We start from the raw sequence: 25,120 nt of genomic DNA, 5'->3' as shown, positions 1-25,120 counted from the left end.
GAGGTTACGTGAGATGCCTGTCACGCTTTCTTGTGCCTTATTCGCTTTAGTTATTTTGAACATACTTGAAATGAGCAATGGCAGTGTATAGCATTGGGCCATTGCAAGATTGAGTCTATCAGTTGGCTCATTCTGTATGTGCAAATTAAATGGAACTTTTTGTCGAATATGCTGCACGGATGCCGCCATATCGGTTTGCGCTACATGCTCGCTGCGCTCGTCGCGCTGCCAGCTGTCGCTTCCGCATCCCCGCAGTTCGACATCCGTGCCGCCGCGCCGCTTGGTAGTGCCGGCAACGCCGCTGAATACACCCTCTCCCTAGACGACTGTCGCGATCTGGCCGAAGTGCAGGTGGTCGCTACCGGTCAGCGCATGCTTCCTGCTGACGCTTTGCGTGATGGTGATTCCGCTCTCAGTTGCTCGTTCGCATTCCGCCTGCAGGGTGGCGAATTCCTGCAACCGTCCGTGAAGCTGGGCTTCGCCGATGGCAGCACGCAGGCGTACAGCGAGTCCTTCCAGGCCGAGGCTATGGCGCCAAGCCTGCAGCTGACCCAGCTGGCCTTCGACATGGAAGAGGGAGCTCAGTACCTGACTGCCAGCTTCGAGGCGACGGATGATACCGACCTCAGCTACCTGAGCATCTCCCTGACAGGATTGCGTGCCTCCGACCTGCGGGCAGCCGGCGGCGTGGTTAGCCAGGCGGAGCGCAAAGCGTTCCTGCGCATGGATCAGGCAAGGCGAGTGTTTCCGCGAGCCGATGGGCAGGCCAGCTTCAGCCTGCGACAACGTATAGAGCCCGCGCTGTCAGCGGAAGAAGTGGCGCGCAATGCCCTGGTGATGGTTCAGGCGAGCGCCGTCGATGCCTCCGGCAATCAGCGCAGCTTCTCCGACGTCCGCATGACCGGTGGCAGCGTCGATGAGGGTGTGCGAGCCATCAGCGTGCAGCCGGGCAGTCTGCTGTTCACCGATGCATTGCAGTCGGCGCGACTGATTCCCGAGGTCGATTTCGAGTTCCGCGGCCCCACGCCGTTGCCTGGCCTGGGGCATGGCGTCAGCTATCGCTCCTCCAACCCTGACAAGGTCTGGGTCAGTGCCGAAGGGGTGGTATACCCCATCCAGGAAACCGCCGGCGAGGCGGTTTTCGTCTATCTGAGCTATCCGGGCCTGGCCGAGATCAGTTTGCCGGTGCGTGTCGATTTCAGCCGTCGTCTGACGGCTCTGCGCTTTGCGGAGCAGGGCGTCGGTCAGGCGCTGGTACTGCCGCGGCTGAACAGCTTCGAGAAGCTGCCGCAGCTCTTGGCCGTGTTCGATGACGGCAGCGAGGCGCCATTGGCCGACAGCCTGGTCGTCGAACTGCAGTTGCCGGCTGGCAGTGACGCGGTGCTACAGGTCAACGAGGCGCATGCGCTGCTGGCCAAGGCTCAGATACCCGAGCAGAACCCGCTGAAAGTCCGGGCTCGCCTGCAGCGCTACCCGGAGATCGGTGTGGATCTGCTGGTGGCGGCCCAGGATGCTCCGCCGACAGTGGAGATGACGCCCGAGGCGACGGTCGCAGTCGGTTCCGTTCTGATGCTGGCCGCCAAGGCTGGCGACGACGTTGGAGTGAAGAGTGTCGAGTTCTGGCTGGATGACAGCATGGTCGGCCGTCGACTCACTCCTCCATACGCACTGAGCCTGCCCATCGAGCAGGAGCTGGAAGGGCGCAACCTGCGCGTGCGGGCAGTCGCCTATGACGGCAGCGGCAAGAACCAGAGCACGCCGGAACGCGTGGTTCGCGTCGTCGCGGAGAGCAAGCCGCAAGTGCCGGCCTTCGTGTTCGAGGCGCCAGTCGACGCTCAGCGAGTGATAGAAAATAGCCGGGTGCGCGCCACCATCAGCGCCTACCTGGGCCCGATGATGAGCGGCAACTACCAGAGCGGGATCAGTCAGGTCGAGTTCTTCATGGATGGGCGCAAGGTCGGCGAGAGCCGCTTCCCTGCGCTGGATCAGCGGCCAATGCCCAGCGATCCCAAGGAGAAGGAGCTCTACGAGCTGTGGCAGGTCGATCTGCCGATACCGGATATCTCGGTGCGCGAGACCAGCATCGGGCTTTCCGCCCGGGTACATAGCCGCAACGGTGGTGTTAAGGATGCTCCTGCCCGTCTGCTGCGGGTGCTGGAAAACCAGAAGCCCATTGCACGGTTGACCCAGCCGGCAGTCGGCAGCCAGGCAACCGTGGGGCAGACGATTGCCGTCACGGTCGAGGTCAGTGACGATACCCTGGACGGCGGCACGGACATCTTCCTGCTGGTGGATGGTGTGGAAGTGCAGTCGCACCATCATCAGCTGGACAAATACGACGGCAATGCATTCGGCATGCGTAGCCTCAGCCATACCTTCCAGCTACCGATCAAGCAGGAGTGGCTAGGGCGTACTCTCGAGCTGCGGGGGCAGGTGGCGGACCAGCACCAGCAGGTCAATCGCTCCGAGCGCCTGCTGTTACCGGTCAAGGGTGATCAGGTGCCCACCGTTGCGCTCAGCTATCCCGTCGAGGGCGCCCATCTGGTATCCGGTCAGGCGGTGGAGCTGCGGGCCAACGCAACGGACGACCTGGCCCTGCGCCAGGTGGATTTCTACGTCAATGGCAAGCTGGTCGGCAGCGACCTGAAGGCGCCGTTCGCGACCGTCTACCAGACTCCGGATGGTATCGAGAACGAGGTCCCGCTGGCTGTGCATGCCGAGGCCTTTGATAGTGCTGGCCAGATGGCGCGCAGCCCGGTGGTCAATGCCACGCTCGGCAAGGACGAGGACGATCCGGTCATCAACCTCGCCTCGCCCAGCATCACTGTCAGCGACGCCGGCTCCGACCTCGCTCCGGTGATAGAGAACAGCACCTTCGTCCTCAAGCTGACCGGCTACGACAATATCGGTGTCGAGCGCCTGGATCTGTATGGCGTTAAGAAGCAGGATGGCGTTGGCTATGTGCTTACCGGCAACCTCAACGACAAGCTGAGTAGCGCCGATGGCGAGCTACTTGTGCAAGCCATTCCCGGTGCGCTCAAGGCTTTCTCGACCCTGAAGGTCGTTGCCGCTCCGGCATTCAAGCATCTCGACGGGGTGCGCTACGATCGCTATCCGATCCGTGCGGTGGCCAGCGACAAGATCGGCAACGACTCCGAGCTGGAGGTGCTGATCGGTATCGCAGACGACAGCAAGCCGGAAGTGCGTGCGATCAGCCCGACTCAGAGTCGCCTGTATAGCCAGGACAGCCTGGTTGCCGATGTCGTTGCCCGCGATGACCGGGCCGTGCATGCCCTGGAGGCGAGCCTGTGGCTGGAAGGCGGCGCCTCGCCGCTCTGGGAGCGACGTATCGATGCCCAGTCCGGACTGATCCCCGGACCGGAGACGGTCAACAAGCTGACCATCGACCTGAAGCCGCTGGCGCTGGGTAACCAGGATCGCAACCTGCGCCTGCGAGTGGCCGCCGTGGACGACGGTGGTCAGCGTGGCGACGTCAAGGAAATCCCTCTACAGGTGATGGCGGATACGCTGGGGCCGCGCCTCGCCGTGGTTTCACCGATTCAGGGCTCGCCGCTCTACGCCGGTAATACGGTGCAGGTGAAGGTGCGTGGCGTGGATGACACCAAGCTGGTGTCACTGCAGGCCCTGAGCGGGGGGAGCAGCCTCTACAGCAACACCACCATCCAGAGCGCCAGCTTCGACGGCTCCTTCTCGCTCAAGGTGCCAGAGCAGGGCGAGGAACTGGTCATCGAGTTGCGTGGCCGTGACCAGTACGGCAACGAAGCCGAAGCCACTCTATGGCGCTTCGATATCGCGCGTGACATGCCGCCGCAGCTGAGTGTGCGCCTGCCTGCCCCTGGCGCCCGCCTCTATGAGGGCGAAGCCTTTACCGCCCAGGTACTGGCGCTGGACGATCGCCAGTTGGCCAAAGTCGAGTTCTTCCAGCGCCAGGGCAGTCAGACCAAGGTGCTGCACAGCGTCAACGGAACTGATGCGAATTTGCAGCGTGAGGGCTATGCCAGTGCCGCCCTGCGGGTGCCGACCCAGCAGGAGCCGCCGATCGTCATGGGCGCTCGCGCGTTCGATAGCGCCGGTCAGAGCAGCGAAGTGCTGTTCGACATGCAGATCATCGACGATGTCGAGGCACCGACCCTGCAGATGAACAAGCCCGTCAGCGACTTCAGCCTGGAGCCTGGCAAGAGCTTCGAGGTACAGGGTAGCGCAGGGGACAATCGCTATATCGATGCCGTCGACGCCATCCTGATAGATCCGCAGACCCGGGAAGAGCACGGCCTGGCCTGGGAAATATTCAGCCGCAAGGATCGCGTCGAAACCGTCAAGATCCCCAACCCAGGCACCCTGGGATCGATCATCGCCGGCGAACGCTTCTTCACCGACTTCGAGGCGCGACTGCGCTTGCCCACAGCGCTCGCTCGTCGCTATGCCGGTCAGGTCGTGCAACTGGTCTTCCGTGCCCGTGATCGTGGTGTCAACGAGAGTCGTACGGCACCGATCAATCTGCGCATCCTGGCCGATGAAGCGGGACCGAGCATCACCATCCAGTCGCCGGCGGAGAAGCTGTTCGAGCGTCAGGTGGCGGAGCTGAAAGTTTCCCTGCAAGACGAGACCGCGGTCGACTCCTACGAAATACGCCTGCTCGATGATCAGGGGCGAAATGATGTCGTGGCCAGCGCCAGTGGCGTAGGTAGCGCACAGGTCAGCATTCCCTCCGGCAACGCACAAGATCCGCTGGTGCTGGACATCGGTCGCTATCGCCCGACGAGTGAGCCCGCTGCACTGACGCTGGTGGTGAAGGCCAGGGACCTGGTCGGCAACGAGAGCCAGCAGACCCGCCGCTTGCTGATTCACCAGGACAAGGCTCCCACGCTGTCCTGGCGTGACGGCCTGCCTGCGGAACGGCAGGAGCGTGGCCAGCCGCTGCGCGGTAACCTGCTGGTGGAAGACGACTACAGCTCCAGCCAGTCGAAGGATCTGATCGACCATCTGCTGTTTGTCAGCTCGCTGCGTGGCTTGAGTCAGCAACGCGATCTGCGAGGCCTGGCGGTCTACGACAATGCGGCGCGTCGCAACCGTGCACAGATCGATTTTGCCTATCCCGAGGCCCAAGGCTGGCAGGGTGAATTGCTGCTGAACCAGAAGCCCTACCTGAGCGTACGTGACGATCGCATTCTGCTGGCCAGCGATATGGCCAGCATAGCGCCCGCTAAGCTGAAGTTGGGCAACCAGACCATGAGCTGGGCCGTGGAAACGTTCTCACGCGACCTGTGCCAGGTGCGCCCAGACATTCGCGAAGTTCAAGCCATCAATGGTGAGCTGGATCTCGAAACTCTGATCACGGCGAACACCACGCGCCTGGTGTTACGAGCCCGCGCTGGCGTACCGGCCTTCATCCGCGAACTACAGTTCAATGCGCGCGAGTCCATGGATGCCGATCTGCAGACGGCGGCCGGTAGCAAGATCCGTGGCCGCTACGCCCTGAGCCTGTTGCTGCAGGACGGCAGCGAAACCGCGTTCCTGCAGTATGCGAGCAACGGCTACCAGAGCTCCGTCAGTGCGCGTTATGCGCAGCTGATGCCGATCCCGGCCGAGGGCACCAGCAATGTCGTGACCCTGGTCGGCCATGCTGTCGACAGGCTTTCCCTGGAGCGTGGCGCCCAGTCGTTGCAACCGCTGCTGCAACAGCCGCTGGTGCTGGACGAGCAGGCACCGACCACGAAGATCCTGTCACCGGCACCTGGCACCGTGGTGCTGCCCATGCAGCAGCTCAACCTCAACGTGGAGTTCGCCGACGACAGCCAGGCATTAAAGAGCCTGCGCCTCTTGGAGAACCGTAGCCGGACGGTGCACGAGCTCGGAGTGAACTTCGGCCAGAAGAGCTGGGTGCTGCCCTACCGGGTGCCCAAGCCCCTCGACAGTGGCGAACTGGAGCTGACCCTGCTGGCCGAGGACTGGAGTGGTCGTAGCAGCGAACACAGCATGGTCTATCCGCTGCAGGCCAATGAGAAGCCCGAACTGACCCTCAAGGGGTTCAATACCTACCTGGTCGGAAGCCAGTATAAGAAGTCGATTACCGAACCTTCTCGCCTGAACTATGGCGAGTTCTGGGTGCGCACCAACGAACGTTTCCGCCTCGATACCCATTTGCGTGACGATGCTGGCCTGGCCTCCTACAAGGTGCTGCGCCTCAAGCGCGATGGCTCGCTCGGTGCCGTGGTCTATAGCCGCAACTTCCCTGCCCCCTGCCCGGAGGCGCCGCTACTGCAGGCCGAGGACAAGGCGGAGATCCAGTTCGACCAGACCGAGCCCACCGAGTACCGCATCGAGCTCACCGATACCTACGGCCATGTCAGCCAGCGCTCCATGCTGATCCATCCGCTGGTGAACCTTGTGCCGGAGGTACGCATAACCGCGCCCGCCGAAGATCAGGACATCGCAGCGGGCACCTTCCGTATTCGCGTCGGCTTGGCGGCTGCCGACGATCGCCTGCTGGATCCGAACAAGTTGCGGGTCTTCGCCAATGGCGTGCCGTTGCCGGTGTTGTCGCAGAAGGAGCCTACGGCGGCGGGTGGCGAGCACGCCATCGATAGCGCCTTCGCCAGCATCCACGACAGCTTCCAGGCGCACTACGATGCCTCACAGGCCGATGACTACGGCCGCAGGAATAGCCCCTATGCCTTGGAGCGCACCTTCGTGCTGGAGGTCCCGCAGGGCCTGATTCGCCACAACGAGAAGCTCAAGCTGACGGCCCAGATCACCGATGCCGATGGTGCCGTCGGGTTGTCCGAGCGCGCGTTCAACGTGGCAGCGGACACCATCAAGCCGGAAGCGCTGATCAAGCGGCCTCAGGTCGGCTTTGGTGCGATCGAGGACAGCGACTTCACCCTGACCGTGCAGGCCTATGACAACGTTAAGGTCAACCGGCTGCTGATGTCGCGTGCCTATGGCGTGCTCAAGCGCGATGGTTCCTATATCAAGAAGGACTTCGTCCTCCAGCGCGACATCGCCGGCATCCCGGCCGAAGACTACGAGCCGGTCACCACCCTCAATATCGACTCACCGGAATACAACCAGGTCCTGCACGTGGACCGACTGCACCAGATCCTGGGCAGCTTCGGCCTGACCCACGACGAGGTCAGCCGCGTCGATGTCTGGGTGCGGGTGGAAGCCTTCGATGTGGCCAACAGCCAGGCCCGGGAGGTGAGCTTCCCGGTGCGGGTAGACGAGCGTCCGGTGCTGGATGTGGTCGAGCCGCTGGCCGGCGCCAAGGTGGTCGAGGGCAACCCGCTGTACGTCAACGTCAAGGCGTTCGACGATGTCGCCATCGAGTACGTGAACCTGCGGGCCACCTACGGCAACGGTCAGGTGCCATACGAGATGCGCCTGCGCGCCGCGCCGTTCAATTTCTCCGTGCCGGTGCCGGCCTTCGACCCGGCCAATCCGGCAGCCAACCGCGTGTACCTCAGCATTGAGGCGGTCGACAACTATGGTGTCGCCCACGGCGATCTGGACGCTCACCGCGCCGAAGAAGAGCTGGAGGTCGAGATCGTCCAGGACCAGGCTCCCAGTGTGGTGATCGGCGAGCCCAGGGATAACAGCGAGGTCGATGAAGGCCAGTTGATGCTGGTGCAGGTCAACGCGGTCGACGATGTCGGCGTGGACCGGGTCGTACTGAACGTTGCGGGCCTCAAGGGCGGCGACCGCAGCTTCACCGACATGGTCTTCCCCTACGAGTTCCTGGTCGAGATCCCCTATGGCCAGGCCGGTACCGACCTCCAGCTGACGGCCAGCACCCTGGAGATCCGCGCGTCGGGCCAGCCGCGCAGCGTAGCCACGGCCCGCCCGGTCCGGGTGAAGGTATTCAAGGACATCAAGGCCCCGGAGATGCTGGTCAAGCTGCCGGTCGCCACCGGTGCCAGCGTCTCCGAGAAGCGCACGCTGCCCTATCAGCTGGAAGTTAGCGACAACGTGCGGGTGGGCTCCGTCAGCCTGGGTCTGTATGTCGATCGCGATGACAACGGCACCTACGCCGACAACGAGCGGGTCATGGATCGCATGCTGATCAGCCAGCCGTTCATCGGCAGTGTCCCGCTGAATTCCATCGCCGATTATCTGGGCCGCACCGACAATCTGCCGGATGCGCTGCCGATGCAGCTGCGCATTACCGCGCGTGATGCGGCGGGCAACGAGACGCGCGAAAACATTGTCGTGACGCTGCGCCGCAACCAGCGCCCGGAAGTGAACGCGATCAAGCTCCTGGACGCACGCGGCTTCGCCATGGGGCCGGTGACGGAGATCACTGAGGGTCGAGGTCTGGTAGTGCAGGTGCAAGCCAGCGATCCGGAAGTCGGCGTGCAGAATGCCTCGCTGTTCTACTCCATAGGCCCGGCCGATGCGCAGCCGGTATTCCAGGCGCTGGGCGTGGATTCGGCGGCTCCCTTCCAGTTCCACTTCAAGGTGCCCAACGAGCGTGTTGGCCAGGTGTTGCGCTTCCGTGCGCAGGCCAGGGACCTGGACGGCTACGATTCGGTCATGGTCGATCTGCCGGGCAGCCTGACCATCAAGGCCGACCAGCCGCCGCAGGCGCGCATCATCAAGCCGGACAACGACAACAGCGTGGTGATCGACGGCGAGGATGTGGAAGTCTTCGTCGAAGCCTTCGACGACCTGGGGCCAGACGGCATCGACCGGGTTACCTTCTATGTCAACGGCCTGCCGGTCTACAGCAGCGAGCAGAGTTACGGCCAGCAGACCGGCAGCCATGCCCAAGATCACGTCTACCGGGCAATGATCCCCGCGCCGGCTGGCGTGAACGGCTTCACCGTGCAGGCGGTGGCCTACGATCAGCTGGGGCAGGCCGGCGCCTCCCAGACCGTGCGCATCGGCCGGCTCGAGGACACGGTGGTGCCGCGCGTATCGGTGCTGGCACCGATCGACAAGGATGTCCTGACCATGAGCGAGAGCCTGCGCGCGGTGGTCGGCATCGAGGACATGGGCGGTGCCATCCAGGACGTCAGCATGCTCTGGCAGCGTCAGTACCAGACGGAAAGCGGCGAATGGAAGGTGGCCGACGAATACCCGCTCAAGCTCTTCCGCGATGACACCCGCACGCCTGGCGACAAGACGCCGGTGAGCCAGCCGGACAAGCACTACTTCGTCTACTGGGCCGACTTCAGCCAGGGCAACGTGCTGCGTCGCACCGGGCTGCGCAACGAGCGGCTTTACGTCCAGACCAAGGTGGTCACACCCAATCACACGGTGAAGCGCGAGACCTTCCACGAAGTGGGTTGGCCGCTCAGCGAGCGACGTTTCATCGCACCCACGCTGGGCAACCAGCAGGCAGCCAAGACCGTGCACTACACCGCCGTGGATCAGTACCGCTCGCTCGACCGCAGTGGCGCCATGCTGGCCGCCTGGTCCAGCGTCGACCCGCTGCGGATCGAGCAGGGCCTGGGGCTGCTGGGCAAGGATGAGCTGGAGAAGCCGCTGCCACCCGCCCGTACCGGTATCTTCATCATGGATGCGGTCGACGAGACGCAGAGCAACCAGAGCGGCGACTTCTTCGCCTTCTCACCACTGCTCAATGGTGCCGCCGAGATGTTCAGCGGCAGCATCGGCGAACTGCTCTCGGACGAGAACATCGTGCTGGCGGCCAAGTCCGGCCTCAAAGGCGGAAAGTGTAGCGACATCACGCCGGAATGCTCCTTCATCAACAGCATGGAGCAGGAGATCCGCAAGGACTGGGTCGGCGGTGACCGACCGAGCGAAGGCACCGGTGCCCTCTACCTGGACAATGATGCCGGCGAGCTGCTGCTGTTCGGCCAGAAGAACGGCGACGGCCAGTTCGGCCTGCCCTACCTGATGATGGGGCGTGTCGACATGCCTTATCCGGATGTCTACGGCCTCACCCGCAGTGGCAACCTGGTGCTGGTCGCCAACGGCCATGGTGGCGTGCAGGTGGTCGACATCAGCAACATGAGCGCGCCCTACCACGTCGGCTACATCAAGCCCAACGGCTTCACTCGTGACGTCAAGGTCCGCGGTCATTACGCCTATATCGCTGCTTCCGAAGAGGGCGTGGTGGTGGCCGATCTCAGCACGCCGGCCATGCCGATCGTCGCGCGTGTCGATACCCTCGGCGTGGCCAACCGCCTGCATCTGGCCGGTAGCCAGCTGTTCGTCACCGACATGGCGGGTGGCGGCGACAGCGCTCGCCTGTCGCGTATCGATATCAGCGAGCCAGACCAGCCGCGTCTGGCCCAGGTCGTCGAGGTAGGGCCTCATCGCCCGGACCTGGCCGCCGATGGTCTGTACGACGTGCACCTATCCGGCAATTTGGCCTACGTCACCCAGCTGCTGTCCGATCAGTCGGACCGACCGACCCAGAGCCTGGTGCAGATCATCGACCTGGCCCGCGTCGGCGAGAGCGGCCTGGACGCCAGCGTTCCGGTCATGCTGCGGCGCAATGCCACCGCCGACGACTTCGCCGTGCGCGGCGTAACCCTGGCCCGTGGCGGCATCCAGGTCGCTGCCGGCAAGGGCGGTATCGGGCGTATCGACCTGCCGGCACTTACCGTTCTGCAGCACAACCCGCAGTACGGCGAGAACGATGTCAGTACCCAGCTTCCGGCAATCCTCATCGAGCTGTCGGCCGTGGTGCCGGACAGCACCGTGCTGAGCGACTTCGTGCAGGTGCTGGAGGGCGACGCGCAGATCGGTCGCGACATCACCGCGCAGTTCGACCTGTCATTCGCCGCGCGTGGCACCGATGTCACCAAGCGCCGGATCCAGCTGACCCGCAAGGAAGGCCAGAACCTCCTGCCGCGACAGCGCTACTTCGTGCGGGTGAAGCAGGGACTGACCCCGATCACCGGCCAGCCGATGGCTGCCGACTACCTGTTCAGCTTCACCACCGCGCCGGCAGATGCCCTCTATCCGGACATCCAGAGCATCTGTACCCGCGAGAGCCGCGAGAGTGGTGCCTGCGTGAATGTCGGCGACGTGCGTGGCGGTACCGAGCTGGTCGTGCGTGGTCTGCACTTCGGCGACCAGCCGCGCCTGCTGGTCGGCGGCGAGCCGCTGGTGGTCGAGCGCCGTGAGGTGGATGCCGAGACGGGTGTAGTGGCGCTGTACGCCAAGACCGTACCGAACTATCCCGGCCCTGCCACCGTCATGCTGCAGACCGAGGCTGGTCTGACCGACACCGTGCTGGGTGGCTTCGTCTTCGTGGACGAACTGTCGATTTCCCACCTGACGCCGGCGGTGGTACGAGCCAAGCAAAGCGGCAGCAACGACCGCGTCGAGCTGGTCGGCAAGGGCTTCCACGCCGGCATGACTCTGACCGCCTACAAGAGCGGTGAGCCGGACAGCACCCAGACCTTCAAGGTCGGCTCAGCTGAGCTGCGCCTGTACAGTGGCGAGCGCATGAACTGGGTGGTGCCGGATCTGCGGGATGACGAGGGTGGCGGTTACCGCGGCTTCATCGATATCGAGCTGTCCGACGAGCTGGGTCGTCGTTATGTTCAGCGCAATGCGCTGTTCTACGGTCGCCTGCAGATGGATCGTGGTCTCGAGAGCGAGCCACCGATGTCCCGGGAGACCATTGAAAAGCGGCTCAAGATACTGGCGAACGGCGGGCTGACCGACTACGTACCTGATCCGCTGAAGCTGCCGCCGGGCAACATCGTTGACCTGGCCGTGGATAGCGACCTGCGTATGGTTTATGTGCTGGGCCGTGGCGAACTGGGTGAAAAAGTTCCAGCGCCGGGTTCGCTCAGCAGTCTGGAAGAGTTCCAGCACCTTTATGCACCGGGCTGGATCAGCCTGGTCAAGTACGATCCGGCGCGGATCGACCAGGCCGCGCCGCGCCATGGCCTCGGCTACTACAACCTGCCCCAGGATCTGCAGCCGAGCGCCATGGCGCTGGCCGAGAAGCAGCTCTATGTGGCGGCGCGGGGTTACGATTTCCCCTATCTGAATACCGAGAACGAAGGCCGCAGCCTGCTGCTGGTCTATGATCGCGAAATTCGCGACCCGGAAGATCTGACCGAGCAGCCGCCGGGCAAGGACCGTGGAATCCGCTTCAGCCTGCCGCTGCCGTTCAACGAGGTGGTGCAGGAGGTTCTGGTTCATCAGGGGCTGGCGCTGGTGGCTGGTCGCAAGGAGGGCGTTGCGGTGGTCAGCCTTGCCGACCCGCTGCGCCCGAGCGTGATCCGCCGTATCTCCCAGGCAACCCTGAATGGTCAGGTGCGGAATCTGGATGATGTGCAGGATATCGCCGTGATCGGAGACACCCTGCATGTGGTCAACGGAACGCGTCGTGTCGCCTTTGACCTGAGTAAGCCGTCGCTGCCGCAGCTGGGCGATGGCAAGGCCAGCGGCTTCTTCGGCCTGAGTGCGGATGGTAGTCGTTATGTCGGCAGCGATGACCTGAAGCTCTACGATGCCAGTCGTCCTGCCTATGTCCGCGAGATCGGAGCATACGAACCAGGCGGCTTCAGCGTACCGGGTGCCAGCAGGGGCATTCATGCGCAGGCCACCACCTGGCTCGGCCTGACCACGGCCTCGGTGCCGGACAAGACATGCATGGAACACCCAGCTGGCTACCTGGGCTTCTACGATTTCAGCCGTCCGGACAATATTTCCCTGCTGGATGCCCTGGTACTGCCGGACCGCTGCCTGAAGCGCAACAGCGGTCTGCTCAGCAAGGCTGGCGAGAGCCTCCCGCTACTGGTGACGGACCAGGGCATCGGGGTGTTCTCGGTTCCGTTCCTGCGCGATGAGACAACGATTTCCCGCCTGGGGATGATCGACCTGCTGACGCTGGAGCTGGTCCGCAGCCTTCCGCGTGACCAGAGCGAAGGTGTTCCACTGGATAGCGCCCTGGAGCTGCACTTCACCCGCCCGCTGACCCAGCTCGATGACGATGAGCTACGTGAGTACCTCCAGTTGCAGCGTGATGCGCTGGCCGGGCAGAGCCCCGAGCAGGTTCCGTTCGCCATCGAGCGCAGCGAAGACCAGCGCTCTCTGCGCCTGACTCCTGAGCAGGGCCTGGCCGCCGCCAGCGGCTACAGGATCATTCTCAAGGGCGATCTCGCCAGCCGCCGCACCCGTGGCCTGATGGAGCACGTCATTCGTTTCCGTACGGGCCTGGCAGCTGGTCCGCAGGTTGCCATCGAAAGCGTCGCACCGGGCACGCTGGACATCGTCGGCGGTGACTTGGACGTGGTGCTCTCAGGCAGCACCGGCCAGCCGCAGTTCAGTCTTTCCGGACAGGTCGCCAGCGCTACGCTGCTCGAGCACCTGGCTGATGGTCGCGCACGCTTCCGTGTGCAGGCCCCTGCCAGCCTGCCGGGGCCGGCCAGCATGCAGGTCATTGCCGGCAACGGCAGCAAGGCCTCGAAGGTTGGCGCCGTACAGTTCGTCGAGCCGCTGCTGGTGCGCTCGCTGAGCCCCGCCCAGGGCTCGTTCAACGGCGGCACCCGTGTCCTGATCAAGGGCCAGGGCTTCCGCAGCGATCCGGGGGCCATGTCGGTGCTGTTCGGCGAGCTGGAGGCGACCCAGTACAAGGTGCTCGACGCCGAGACGATCGAGGTCATCACCCCGGCGGGCTCGCTCGGTACCGTTGACGTTCTGGTCAAGCTGAACGGCAACGGGCAGCAGGGCTTGCTGCGCCAGGCCTTCACCTATCAGCAGTCGCCGCAGGCGCAGATCCGCGACAAGGGCCGCATCTACGACCTCGCCCTGGACCCCACCGGCAGCTACCTGTTCGCAGCCCAAGGCGCTGCCGGCGTGCTGGTATACCGAATCAACGCCGGCGATCAGGTGGTCAACCCGGATGCCCTGCTGGGTATGCTCGACCGGAACGGCGACAACAGCGACGATCGCATCGTTTCCCGCGTTGTGCTGCCCAACAAATTCATCGCCATGGGCGTGGAGCCGTTCTTCGAGCGCGGTAGCGATCGGGCCTACATCACCGGTGTGCTGCTTAATACTGACGGACAGCCTATCGAGGCTCGCCTGTTTACCGTTGCCTTTGACCAGATCAATCCGGCCAACAGCACGGTGATTGGTTCTCTGGAATTGCCTAGCAAACTGGTGCGTGGCCTGCGCGTGCGCAATGCCCGGGTGCTGCTGGGCATGGGCGAGGCAGGCATCGGCATAGTCGACTCCTTCCTGCCGAACAAAACCTATCTGGTCGAGAGCCTGGCTGCCAATCCGCGTCTGCCGCTACTCGATGTAGCGACCCAGGATGCCGTGGCAGGGGATGCAGGAGTTCTGGTCGGGGTCGGTGGAGAGTTCAATGTGTCCGGCAACCGGCTGGTCACTGCCGAGGCCAATGGCAGCGGCGGCTTCTATGTATTCCGCCAGGACAAGAGCCTGGGCCTGCGCCAGCTGTCCAGTCTCGACCTGCCAGGCACCCGCGTTTCGCTGCAGGGTCGTTTCGCCTACGTGGCCGCCGGTGCGAGCGGCGTTGCCGTGGTCGACCTGCAGGACCCGAGTGCGCCGCGCATAGTCGCGCGGGTCAACGACATCGGTTATGTCTACGACCTCGACTTCAATGGCAACACCCTCTATGTCGCGCGCGGCGACAAGGGCATTCTGACCATCGACGTCACTGATCCACTGCGCCCCCAGCCCGGCCGCAGCCTGAATGCACCGACTGGCGGTACAGTGGAAAGCGTGGTGGCGGATGCCTATTCCGTGCTCGGTGGCGGTGTAGAGACCAACGGCAGTGTCGTGCAGGTGATGCCGGATGTCTTGCTGCGCCTGCACACGGTGGATCCGCGCAACGGCATTCTCGACCGCCAGCCCGACGGCAGCCTGCAGGTCATGGCCCGCTTCAGCAAGGCGATCGACCAGTATCCGGCGAACCTCCAGCATTTCAGTCTGCTGGGCCCGCAGGGCGACACGCTGGCCGTGACCACGCAGATCACCAGCAACGATGCCAAGCTGGTGCTGGATGCCGCGAGCGCCGCGCGCCTGCAGGTCGGCGATCGTCTGACTCTGCTGGTCAAGGCCGGTCTAGCCTCGGTCAAGCCTATTCCTGGCAGGGAGCCGCTGGTGCTGCAGCGCCTGGCGCAGGACCAGCGAGTCGCGCTGACCTATCGCGGCGCCCGTGCCGACGCACTGTCGATCGAAGCCGTGGTACCGAGGAGGGTGGCGCGCGATCAGGCTAGCCTGGTGACGCTCAGTGCCCGCGGCCTGCCGGAAAACCTGGCACAGGTCCATGTCTATGTGGGCGATCAGGCGGCGCAGATTGAGGGAATCAGCCGCGAGGGCGAGAACGCTCCTGCGGTGCTGACCGTCAGCGTGCCGGCGATGCCGCATGCCGGTCAGTACAACCTGACCGTGGCGGCGATACGCGACGGCGTGATCCAACAGGCGGTTCTCGAGGGGGCCCTGCTGGTGGATGCCCCGGTGCGCCTGGACCAGCTCTCGCCGTTCTGGGGACCGGTGAGCGGCGAAACCTCGGTTACCCTGCTCGGCGATGGTTTCGAGCCCGGCAACAGCGTGATGGATGGTCTCAAGGTACGCTTCGGCGGTATGCCGGTCGGACGTATCGAGGTGCTGTCGAGCACCCGCATGCGGGTGACCACGCCGCGCGGCGCGCCCGGCAAGGTCGAAGTGCTGGCCGAGGATCGCTATGGCAACCAGTCGCGCATCAGCGGCGACAAGAGCTTCGGCTATGGCCTGCGCAAGCTATCCGAACTGCATCCGGCACTGATCTATCCCAGCGATCTTTGGATCGATCAGGAAACCGGTGTTGCCCTGACCAACGGCGGCCACATGACCGATGGATACGGTAAGTACAACCTGCCCATCGGCGGCTGGCTGCCGGAGAACTACCGTGCCGCTGCATTCTCCGTGCAGAATCCCAGCCAGCCCCTGTTGGTCGGTGGCTCGCCGGCGCTCCCAAGCGATTCCCGGCGCATCGACCTGAAGATGCAGGCACTGAAGATCAACGAGCGTCTTGCCCGTGACTTTATGGCCACTGGCAACTGGAATCCGACCCCGGAAGAGCAGCGGGTTCTCGATGTCCAGGCCGCCCAGGAATTCCGCGTAGGCTTCGATTCGCTGCAGATCCAGCCGTCGCAGGAGTGGGAAGAGAACACCTGGCGCAAGCGCCTGTATGTGGCCAGCGGCCTGGGTGGTATCGCGCGCCTCAACCTGGACGAGCAGAACGGCCTGCAGCTGATCAACGAGGAAGTGCTGGAGAAGCCGGTCAGTCGCGTCCTCAAACAGGGGGATGGCCTGTTTGCGGCGGACGCTTCGGTGGACGCCGAGCCACCGAAGAGTGATACCTGCGCGTCCAAGATTGGTGATTCCAGCCCCGAATCGCTTATGGCCCTCAATTACCGCGATGGTGAGGACCCGATCCGAGTCGCAGCATCCGTCGGCATCAAGGGGAGCGGGCTGTTGCGTCTCGACGGTGGCTGGCTGATGGCTGGTGGTGCCATTCGTAGTGCCAAGTGGGTGATGTGCCCCGGCTGGGATGAGTCGCTGGTACAGGCGAAGGATGGCACGGCAGGGAGCATCGAGTCGGTCAACCTGTTCGACCCGGCGCAAAAGCGCAACTATGACTTCACGGCCAACCCGCAGGATGCCCTGGTCTACGGTCGCTACCTGCTGGTGGCGCTGGGTACCGGTGGCCTGGAGATCGTCAACCGGGATCAGCCCTTGGAGCGCGTGCATGTGTCGCTCGGTGAGCAGCTGCAGTCCGTGGCCGGTCGTGGCCTGCGCCTGCACCTGGCCGGCAGTCTGTTGTTCGTGGCCGCGGAAAGCGGCGGTGTGGTGGTGCTGGATATTCGCGAGCCGCTGCAACCCCGAGTGATCTCCGCGGGCAACGTCGAGCGCATCGAGGCGCTGGACCTGTTCAACAATCGTCTGGTCGCAGGTTCGGGCAAGAAGGGCCTGACGCTACTGGAGCTGCCGGGTGCCGTGGTGATGGCGGCCAGCGTTCAGCAAGGTGGTGTCCTGGCTGCCGGCGAGCAGGCGTTGCAGCTGACCTTCAACGAGCCCGTGACCCTGGAATCCCTGCGTGCGGAGGGGACCTTGTTGCTCAGCGAGCTTGCCGATGGTGCGGCGCCGCTGCCAGCACCGGTGGTCGAAGCATTGAACGGTGACGGCCAGTCGGCCAGCCGTATCGCGCTGCGCTTCACGCCGAAGCCGGGAGCCCAGCTGCGCCTGCAGCTGAGGGGCGCGCGCAACCTGCGCGGCGGCGGTCTGTGGGCGCCCTTCCAGGTCGACTTCCGCACAGCGCCCGCGGGTGCCAGCCAGCCGCGGATCAAGTACTTGGAGAACGCCAGCTTCCATCGCGGCGCGCAGGATGTCGTGGTGATCCACGGCTCCGGCTTCTCGCCGTCGGTGAAGGCCTTTATCAACCAGTACCCGATCCAGGTCCAGTGGGTCAGCGCCGAGCGCCTGGAGATCGCCGCCCATGCGCTCGATCTGCTGCCGCTGTCGCCGGGACAATGGCACCTGCGCCTGGATGACGGCGGCCTGCGTGATGACTACCTGGGGGCGCTGCTGGTCGGCGCGGAGCAGCCGCTGAACCAGGTCAAGTTCACTGTTTCGCCGGATTCCGCGGGCAAGCAGGGCGGCCAGAGGGTTTCCATCGGGGCCAGCCACGAGATCCTTATGCCTGGTACCCGCGTGGTACTGCGTGCCCGTCATGGCGATACCGAAATCTACACCGGCCGCAGCCCGCTGGATGAGGCCGCGGGCGTGACTACTATCGATCTGCAAGATGACGTGCGGACTCAGACGGCCTTCACCTTCACCCTGCCCGGTGTAATCGATCCGGACATCTACGACATCTTCCTGCGCATTCCCTCGGGCGCCACCGTACACGAGATCAAGGTCGGCTCCCTTTCCTATACCCTGCCCAAGGGGCTCGGCGTCGTGCTGCCGAACTATCCGCCTATGCAGATCGGTGCCGTCCAGGCCATCGAGGATCTGCTGTTCGTGGGCGTCAAGGGCGGCGCCCAGCCTTCGGCCAGCAACCGCTTCCTGATGCCGGGTGGCCTGGAGATATACGATATAGGCCTGTGGGAGCGGCCGATCCGTCTGTCGCAGCTGCGCCTGGATGACCCGGTGCTGGGGCTGGAGGTCGTGGACAAGGTGGTCTACCTGGCCAATGACCGCCGTGGCGTCAGCGTCGTCGATATCAACAACCTCGGCCAGCCGCTGCTGGTTTCCACCCTGGCGCTGCCGAACCACCGCGCGCTGGATGTGGCCGTCGAGACCGAGCGGAGGGTCCTGGCGGTAGCCGCCGCCAACGACCTGGGTACTGGCTACCTGCGCTTCCTGCCGCTGGGTCGCGACGAGCTGGGTGCCCCGGCGCCACTGCCGAACATTGCCTTCGACGGCAGCCTGCGGGCCGACCTGCTGGGCGCCCCGGTTGACCTGCAGTGGCTGAACGGCGAGCTGTACGTACTGTTCCTGCGAGACAAGCAGCTGTACCTGGCCAGTTTCAAGGACTTTGGCGAGCGTCTCGACTACCGTGTGCAGGCGATCGAGCGCGGCAAGGTCGATGCCGAGTCCATCGGCCAGGCGCTGCTGCTGCCATCCCTGCAGGTACAACAGGGCCTTATCAGCGTCGCCACCGGTGACAGTTATCTGCTGCTCGAAGCCAACGCGCAGGGCCAGTACGAAACCATTTACTGGCAGAAGGGCAGCGGCGAACTGCTCGGTATGGGTGGTCAGGTGATGCAGGGCAATGGCAAAGGGGTGGAGATCAATACCCAGCCCTACCTGGCCGTGGCGTCCAGCACCCCGGGCAATGGTGCAGTGATCGGGGTCAACGAGCCGGTCCGGGTTACCTTCAACAATCTGATCAACAGCGACGCCGCTCATCTGGCGCAGGCCATCCGGGTGCTGGATGGCGAGGGCCAGCCGCTGGCGGCATCCGCCTATGAGCTGAGCGGTAGCAATACCCTGCGTGGCGGCCAGATCGAGCTGCGCTTCAAGGGCGACTACCAGGGTCGCCTGCGCATCGAGATAGGACAGAGCCTGCTGGACCTGCAAGGCCACGGCCTGCGTCAGCCATTCGTCCTGCAGCTGGAGCGCCGCGTCGGCCAGCGTCCGCTGGTGACCCAGATTCATCGGGAGGTCGACGGCGTTGTCGGCCTGCACTACTTCCATGCAACCGGCGGCGAGATCGCCCTGCTGCGCGGCTCGGGCTTCGGCGTCGCCGCCGAGCAACTGGTGGTGTGGATAGGCGAGACCCGCCTGCTGCCGGAGCAGATCGTCAGTGTCGCCGACGACCAACTGCGCGTGCAGGTCCCGGATCTGCAGCTGCGTGGCTCCAGCGCATCGCTGCCGGTCAAGGTCGAGCGTGTCGACCAGAACCTGGCCTACATCCGCCAGGGCGGCATCACCGTGCTGCCGCAGATCGAGATCGATGACCTGCAGCCGAAGACCGGCCCGCCGCAGGGCGGCAACGTCGTGACTCTGCATGGTCGTGGCTTCAGCCACCACATGAAAGTGCGTTTTGCCGGTGGCCTCGCGGGCGATCTCAAGGTCATCAGCAGCAACCGTATCGAGGTACGTGCACCGGCAGGCAGCTTCGGCAAGGCCAAGGTCGTGGTGGAGAACCTGCTGTTCCAGGGTGAGCAGACAGAAGCTGCGGTGGAGTACTTCTATACCGGCGTACCAACCGGCTCGGTCAACCTGCCGCCGGAAGTGGCCGCGCCGATTTCCGCCATCACGCGCCTCGACAACGCCAGCTCGCAGTTGCTCTATGCCATTACCGGCGGCAGCTTCGACAAGCTCGACAATCAGGGGCGGGTTTCCCGCATCACCAGCAAGGACGCGCGGCTCATCGTGGCCGATATCAGCGACCCGGTGCATCCGGTCATCCTGACCAAGAAGTTCCTCGACAGCGAGAAGTACTACCACTACGAAGCCAGCCTGGCACCGCGCGGCTTCGTCGACATGACCATCGCGAACAATCAGCTGTTCGTGGCCGGTGCCCGCAAGCTGATCCAGTTCGACCTGACCCTGCCGGCGGAGCCGGAGCGCATCACCGAACTCGATCTGCCGGCCGATATCAACGCGCTGGCCAGCGGCGACGGCCTGATCTACGTCGCCTACCAGCAGGGTATCCGCATCTATCGCCTGACCAACGAGCTCAAGCTGATCGACCTCGGTCTGCTGGACAACGCCAAGCTGGGTGGCGCTCCTGGCCGCCTGCGTCTCGCCGGCTCCAGCCTGTGGCTGACCCTGCCGGAGCAGCGCCAACTTGTGGAAATCGAGCTGGCGAGCGGCGAATACCGGGTGCAGCGTCGCGTTGACGCGCGCAGTGCGGCGGGCTTCAGGTTCCGCCCGGAAGACATGCTGGTGCTGCCGGAGCAGCTTCTGGTGTCCAGTGGTGACAGTGCCACCGTGCAGCTGTTCGCCTTGGACAGCGAAACCACCGCCAGCCCGATCACCGACCTCAAGCTGGCCTACCTGGTCAGCCGCGGTGACCTGTTCGCCGGCCAAATGCAGCTGGCCGGCCAGACTCTCTATGTGGCCGGTGGCCAGGGCGATGTGCAGCTGTTCGACATCTCCCCGTGGCTCAACGGCCAGGTGCGCGAGAACATCGGGCTGCGCGACTACTTCAGCGTACTGGGCAACGTCTCCAGCCTGTCACTGGGCAGCCAGGCTCTGTATGCCGGTAGCTCCTTCGTCTTCGTCAACGGCGAGCCGCGCGAGAACCCGCTGGACGATCTGGCGTCCGCCACCCAGCTGGGCGGCAGCCTGAACACCCTCGTCTACCAGAATCTGGCCATCCTGTCGCAATCCCCGCGCCCGGCCGGCCGCCTGCCGCGCAACAGCGCGATCGAGGTGCAGTTCAATCGCCTGCTGGACAACCAGCAGCTGCGTGACCAGGGCAGCCAGCTGGTACAGCTGCGCCTCGATGGCGTAGTGGTACCGAGCCAGATTGCCCAGGTGGGTTTGGGGCGTCTGGTGATTCGCCCGAGCTTGCTGACGGCGGGCAAGCAATATGAAGTGGTGCTGTCCGGCGAGCTGCGGGACCAGCAGAAGCGCAGCCTGGGACACGACTACCGCTTCCGTTTCATCGCCGATAGCGAAGAGCAGCCGCAGCTGGATAGCCTGAGCCCGCGCCAGTCCAGCTGGCGCGGCGGCGGTGAGGCCATCCTGCGTGGGCATGGCTTCGGCGAGAACCTGATCATCGAGGTGGGTGGCCTGCGCGTGCCGGCCAGCGACATTCTCTACCGTGACGAGAACGAACTGCGCTTCCGCCTGCCTGCCCTGAGTGCCTCGCCGAGCAGCAACCTGCTGGTTGGCCTGCGCCTGCGTCAGGGCGGGCAGGAAGTGTTCCAGGCAGCCGCGCTGACCTATGTCGCCGATCCGCGGATCGATGTATCGGGAGAATACAACCGTACCAGCGGCACCCTGGCGGCGAGCAACAAGCGCTTCATCTTCAACGCCGGTCAGATTATCGGCCTGCAAGGGCGTGGCTTCGGTGAGGCCACCCAGGTGCGGGTGAACGGCCGCCTGCGCAGTGACGTCCGCCTGGAACGTTCCGACCTGCTCAGCTTCACCGTGCCGGACGACACCCTGGGCACCCTGAATGTGGAGCTCAGCAACCAGGGCTTCGCCAGCGATGTCGCCGCAGACACCAGCCTGCGCATCAATCTGCCGTCGCAGTCGCAGCTGAAGGATGTATCGCTGTTCCGTCGCCAGGGCGATCTGATGCTCACGGCGAACCTCAAGAACCTGCAGCTGTTCAGCCTCCGTGATGGCAGCAAGCCTCAGCTGCTGGCCAAATGGCAGAGTGGTGCCGATGCACAGGACATCGCATTGGGCGATGGCTATGCCGCCGTTCTCGACAAGAATGCTCAGATCACCACCTACGATCTGAGCAACCTCTACGCGCCGCGCCTGCTGACCTCGCTGCCCAATAGCCGGAAGGTTGCCTATCAGAACCTGGAACTTGCCGGTGACCTGTTGCTCGCCAAGGCCGGTGCCCGCGTATTCCATGGTCAGGTGCAGGGCGCCGAGCTGCAGGAGCTGACTCTCGAGACCCCTGCGGACCTGGTGCAGGTGGAGCTGGACAGCCGTGCCATCTACCTGCTCTACAAGAACCGTCTGGAAGTGCGCAGCGCACGCGATCCGCAGCAGGTGCTCAGCCGTCACAACCACGCGCTGAATGCCGTGCAGCGCCTGTGGGCGGATGGCAGTCGCGTCTACCTGCTCGGTGGCAGTTCGCTGCAGATCCTGCATCGTGCAGCCCTGCTGCGTGGCCGCGGTGACCCCCTGCTGGGAGAATTGAGCGTAGGGGCCAGCCCGGTTACCGCGCTGGGCGATCTGTTGGTACAGCAGTCCGGTTCCGATCTGCAGGTATATGACCTGAACCTGGGCGCGCCCTACGTGCTGAGCCGCAAGCCGGTCGCCGTGGTGCCCGCCAGCGCCCAGATCGATCAACTGGAGATGCACGGCAACCTGCTGGAGTGGCGCAGCGCCGGCTCCTATGCCAATGCTGTGCTGCCGCTGAACAACGTCTGGGAGGTTGCGCCGGAGAGCCTGGCGGCCGCGGATGAGCCGATCGGCCTGCGCCTGAATGGCCCGGGCTTCGCCTGGCAGACCGCCAGCACTCGTCTGAGCGACCTGGCAGGTGGATCGATTGCCGCCGTCTCGCAGGTGCAGGGCAGCGAGCTGCGTACGGTACCTCAGCAGGCAGCATTCGAACCTGCCGGCCTGTATCGCCTGAACATCGAGACCGCACCGCTCGACTGGCTGCAGGGTGGCGAAGTGAAGTTCGACCTGCCCTGGCTGGTGGACTCCGCGGACTTCTTTGGCGCGACGCAGGTGCGTCTGGATGCGTTGCAGCCTAACCGTGGCCTGGCCGGTCAGGCAGGCAGCTATGTATTGCAGGGCCGCCAACTGCAGATGATCGACGAACTGCAGATCGGCGAGCGGGTACTGGGTCGTCAGCAGCTGCAGGTCAATTCCGCCGGCGACCAACTGCGCTTTGTCGTGCAGCTCGATCAGGCCGGGCTCTACGCCTTGCAGGCTCGCTATGGCCAGCAACGGGCGATGTTGCCGGTGGCGCTGGCCATTTCCGCGCCTCTGTTGATCGAAAGCGTTACTTCCGGCCGCGCCGATCCCTCGACCGTCAGCGACAGCGGCGGCACCGCCATTCAGCTCAAGGCCCAGGGACTCTCCGAGGGTATTAGCCTGCACTGGTTCCCGGTCGAGCAGGGCATCCAGCCGAATGCCACCAACCGAGTCGACTTCACCCTGGGCAGCGAGGGCCTGAGCTTCGTCACGCCCCCCAGCCAGGCCGGATGGAAATACCAGGTCAGCCTGGTGCGCGAGTCCAGCGGCGAGCGGATCGACGCACAGCCGGCACAATGGCTGACGGTGGTGGACGACACGGCACCCAAGGTGCGTGTCGTGCGCGCGCTAGATGCGGCCAACCCACTGATTCTCGAGGCCGGCTCGCCGCTGAGTTACAGCAGCTTCAGCGTGCTCAAGGAGTTCAAGGACTACGACAGCCATGTGCAGCCGAAGGAAGATATCAGTGCCCGCTTCCTGGCGCCTGTTAGCACAGGTAACCGCCTGGAGCTACGCCTGCGAAGTGATGCACAGCTGGAGCCCAACGCCCAGTACGAAGTGCGCCTGAGCGGGCTGCGTGATGCGGCAGGCAACCTTGCCATCGGTGACGTTTCGCAGCCTGGCAACTACCTGGCCATCTACAAGGCCGAAGATCGCCTGCCACCGCGCGCCGACTCCCTCAAAGTGAGCCTGGCGAGCGGGCAGCCGTTGACCCCGGCTACTCAGCTGAAGGTCGGGAACACATACGGCTTTAGCGTGGTAGCCGAGGACAACATGCTGGCCGCGGACAAGCTGAGTTACGCCTATCGCCTGTCCAGCGACGGCGGCAAGACCTACAAGACCGACTGGGTCTCGATCGGCAAGCAGGCCTTCAGTCTCACTCTGGCAGGCGAGTTCCAGGGCTTCAGCCTGCTACTGCGGGCCAGCGACGGGGTGAACTTCAGCGAGCGCCGCTTCGATGCCCAGGTCAGCACACCGAATCTGCGCCTGCGTCAGTTCTCCACGCTGCCCGCTGCGGTCGAGGAAAGCTCTAGCGCCAAGCTGCGCTTCGAACTCGAGGGCGATCTGGATCAGGTGACCGAGACCCGAGTTCGCCTGCAGGATGGCAGCTATGTTGTCGCAGCATTTGATCGGCAGAGCGGCCTGATCAGCCTCGACCAGGCCCACCCGCGCCTGCGCGACCTGCCGGGCAGCCCCTCTGCGCCTTATCCGCTGACCGCCGAGCTGCGTGTCAGCCTCGGCGAGGGCCTGAACCAGTACTTCCAGGGTCGTTATGATCTGCTGGCCGACCAGACTCCGCCGCAACTGGCCATCGTTTCGCCGATGGATGGCGAGTTCGTGCCGCGCGGCGAGGTCACCGAGGTCGTGCTGCGCAGCACCGATCGCTACGGCATCGACCGCGTCGAGGCATGCATCGACAGCCAGGCCGCCGATCCCTTTGCTAACACTCAGACCTGCCAGCGCCTGGCCGACCCGGGTCGTCTGCGTGTGCCGGTCGCGGCGGATGCCAACCAGCCAATCCGCGTGGTAGCGCGCGCCATCGACCTGAACGGGCTGGTCAGCGCGACTGCCAGCATCAACCTGCTGCCATATGACGGCAAGAAGGGTGCCCCGGAGCTGAGCATCGTCGACCCGGCCGACGGCCTCACGGTGCATGCCGGCGAGCAGCTGGCGGTGCGCGTGCGGATGCGGCAGCTCGAGCAGGCCATGCTGCACCTGGACATCGCCGGCGACAGCCAGAATCCGGCCAACCCGGCTCCGCGTACCGTTACCCGTGCGGCGAACGACGACGAGTACCTGGACCTGCAGGTCCCGGCACCTCAGGTGAATGTCGATGGCGTGCTGGTCCTTCGCTTGCAGGCAACCTGGCAGGGCCAGACCCTGCGGGCCCAGCGCATCCTCAATCTGCGCGCCGATGACGGCATAGCCGAGGCGGCGACCCTGGATCTGCAGCCGTCCCAGACGCTGCTGGCCGGCAGCGAGCTCTGGCTGCAGTCGCCGCCGCCGGCGAACATGCCGGACTTCAGCAGCG

Annotated in this window: 1 protein-coding gene (running past one end of the window); it reads left to right on the top strand. The window is 64.5% G+C overall.

Annotated elements, in window-relative coordinates; all coding sequences use genetic code 11:
• The first annotated feature begins 204 nt into the window (after nt 1-204).
• Nucleotides 205-25,120: the 5' portion of an Ig-like domain-containing protein gene (locus OH686_RS11565; protein ID WP_289532712.1), read on the top strand. Its footprint extends 17,864 nt past the window's final position; the window shows 24,916 of its 42,780 coding nt (coding positions 1-24,916); its start codon is at nt 205-207; its stop codon lies beyond the right edge, outside the window.

This window comes from Pseudomonas sp. SO81 (genome assembly GCF_030374125.1).
Lineage (GTDB): Bacteria > Pseudomonadota > Gammaproteobacteria > Pseudomonadales > Pseudomonadaceae > Aquipseudomonas.
The sequence above is the reverse complement of the archived record's forward strand: the minus strand, read 5'-3'. Positions and strand labels throughout refer to the sequence as shown.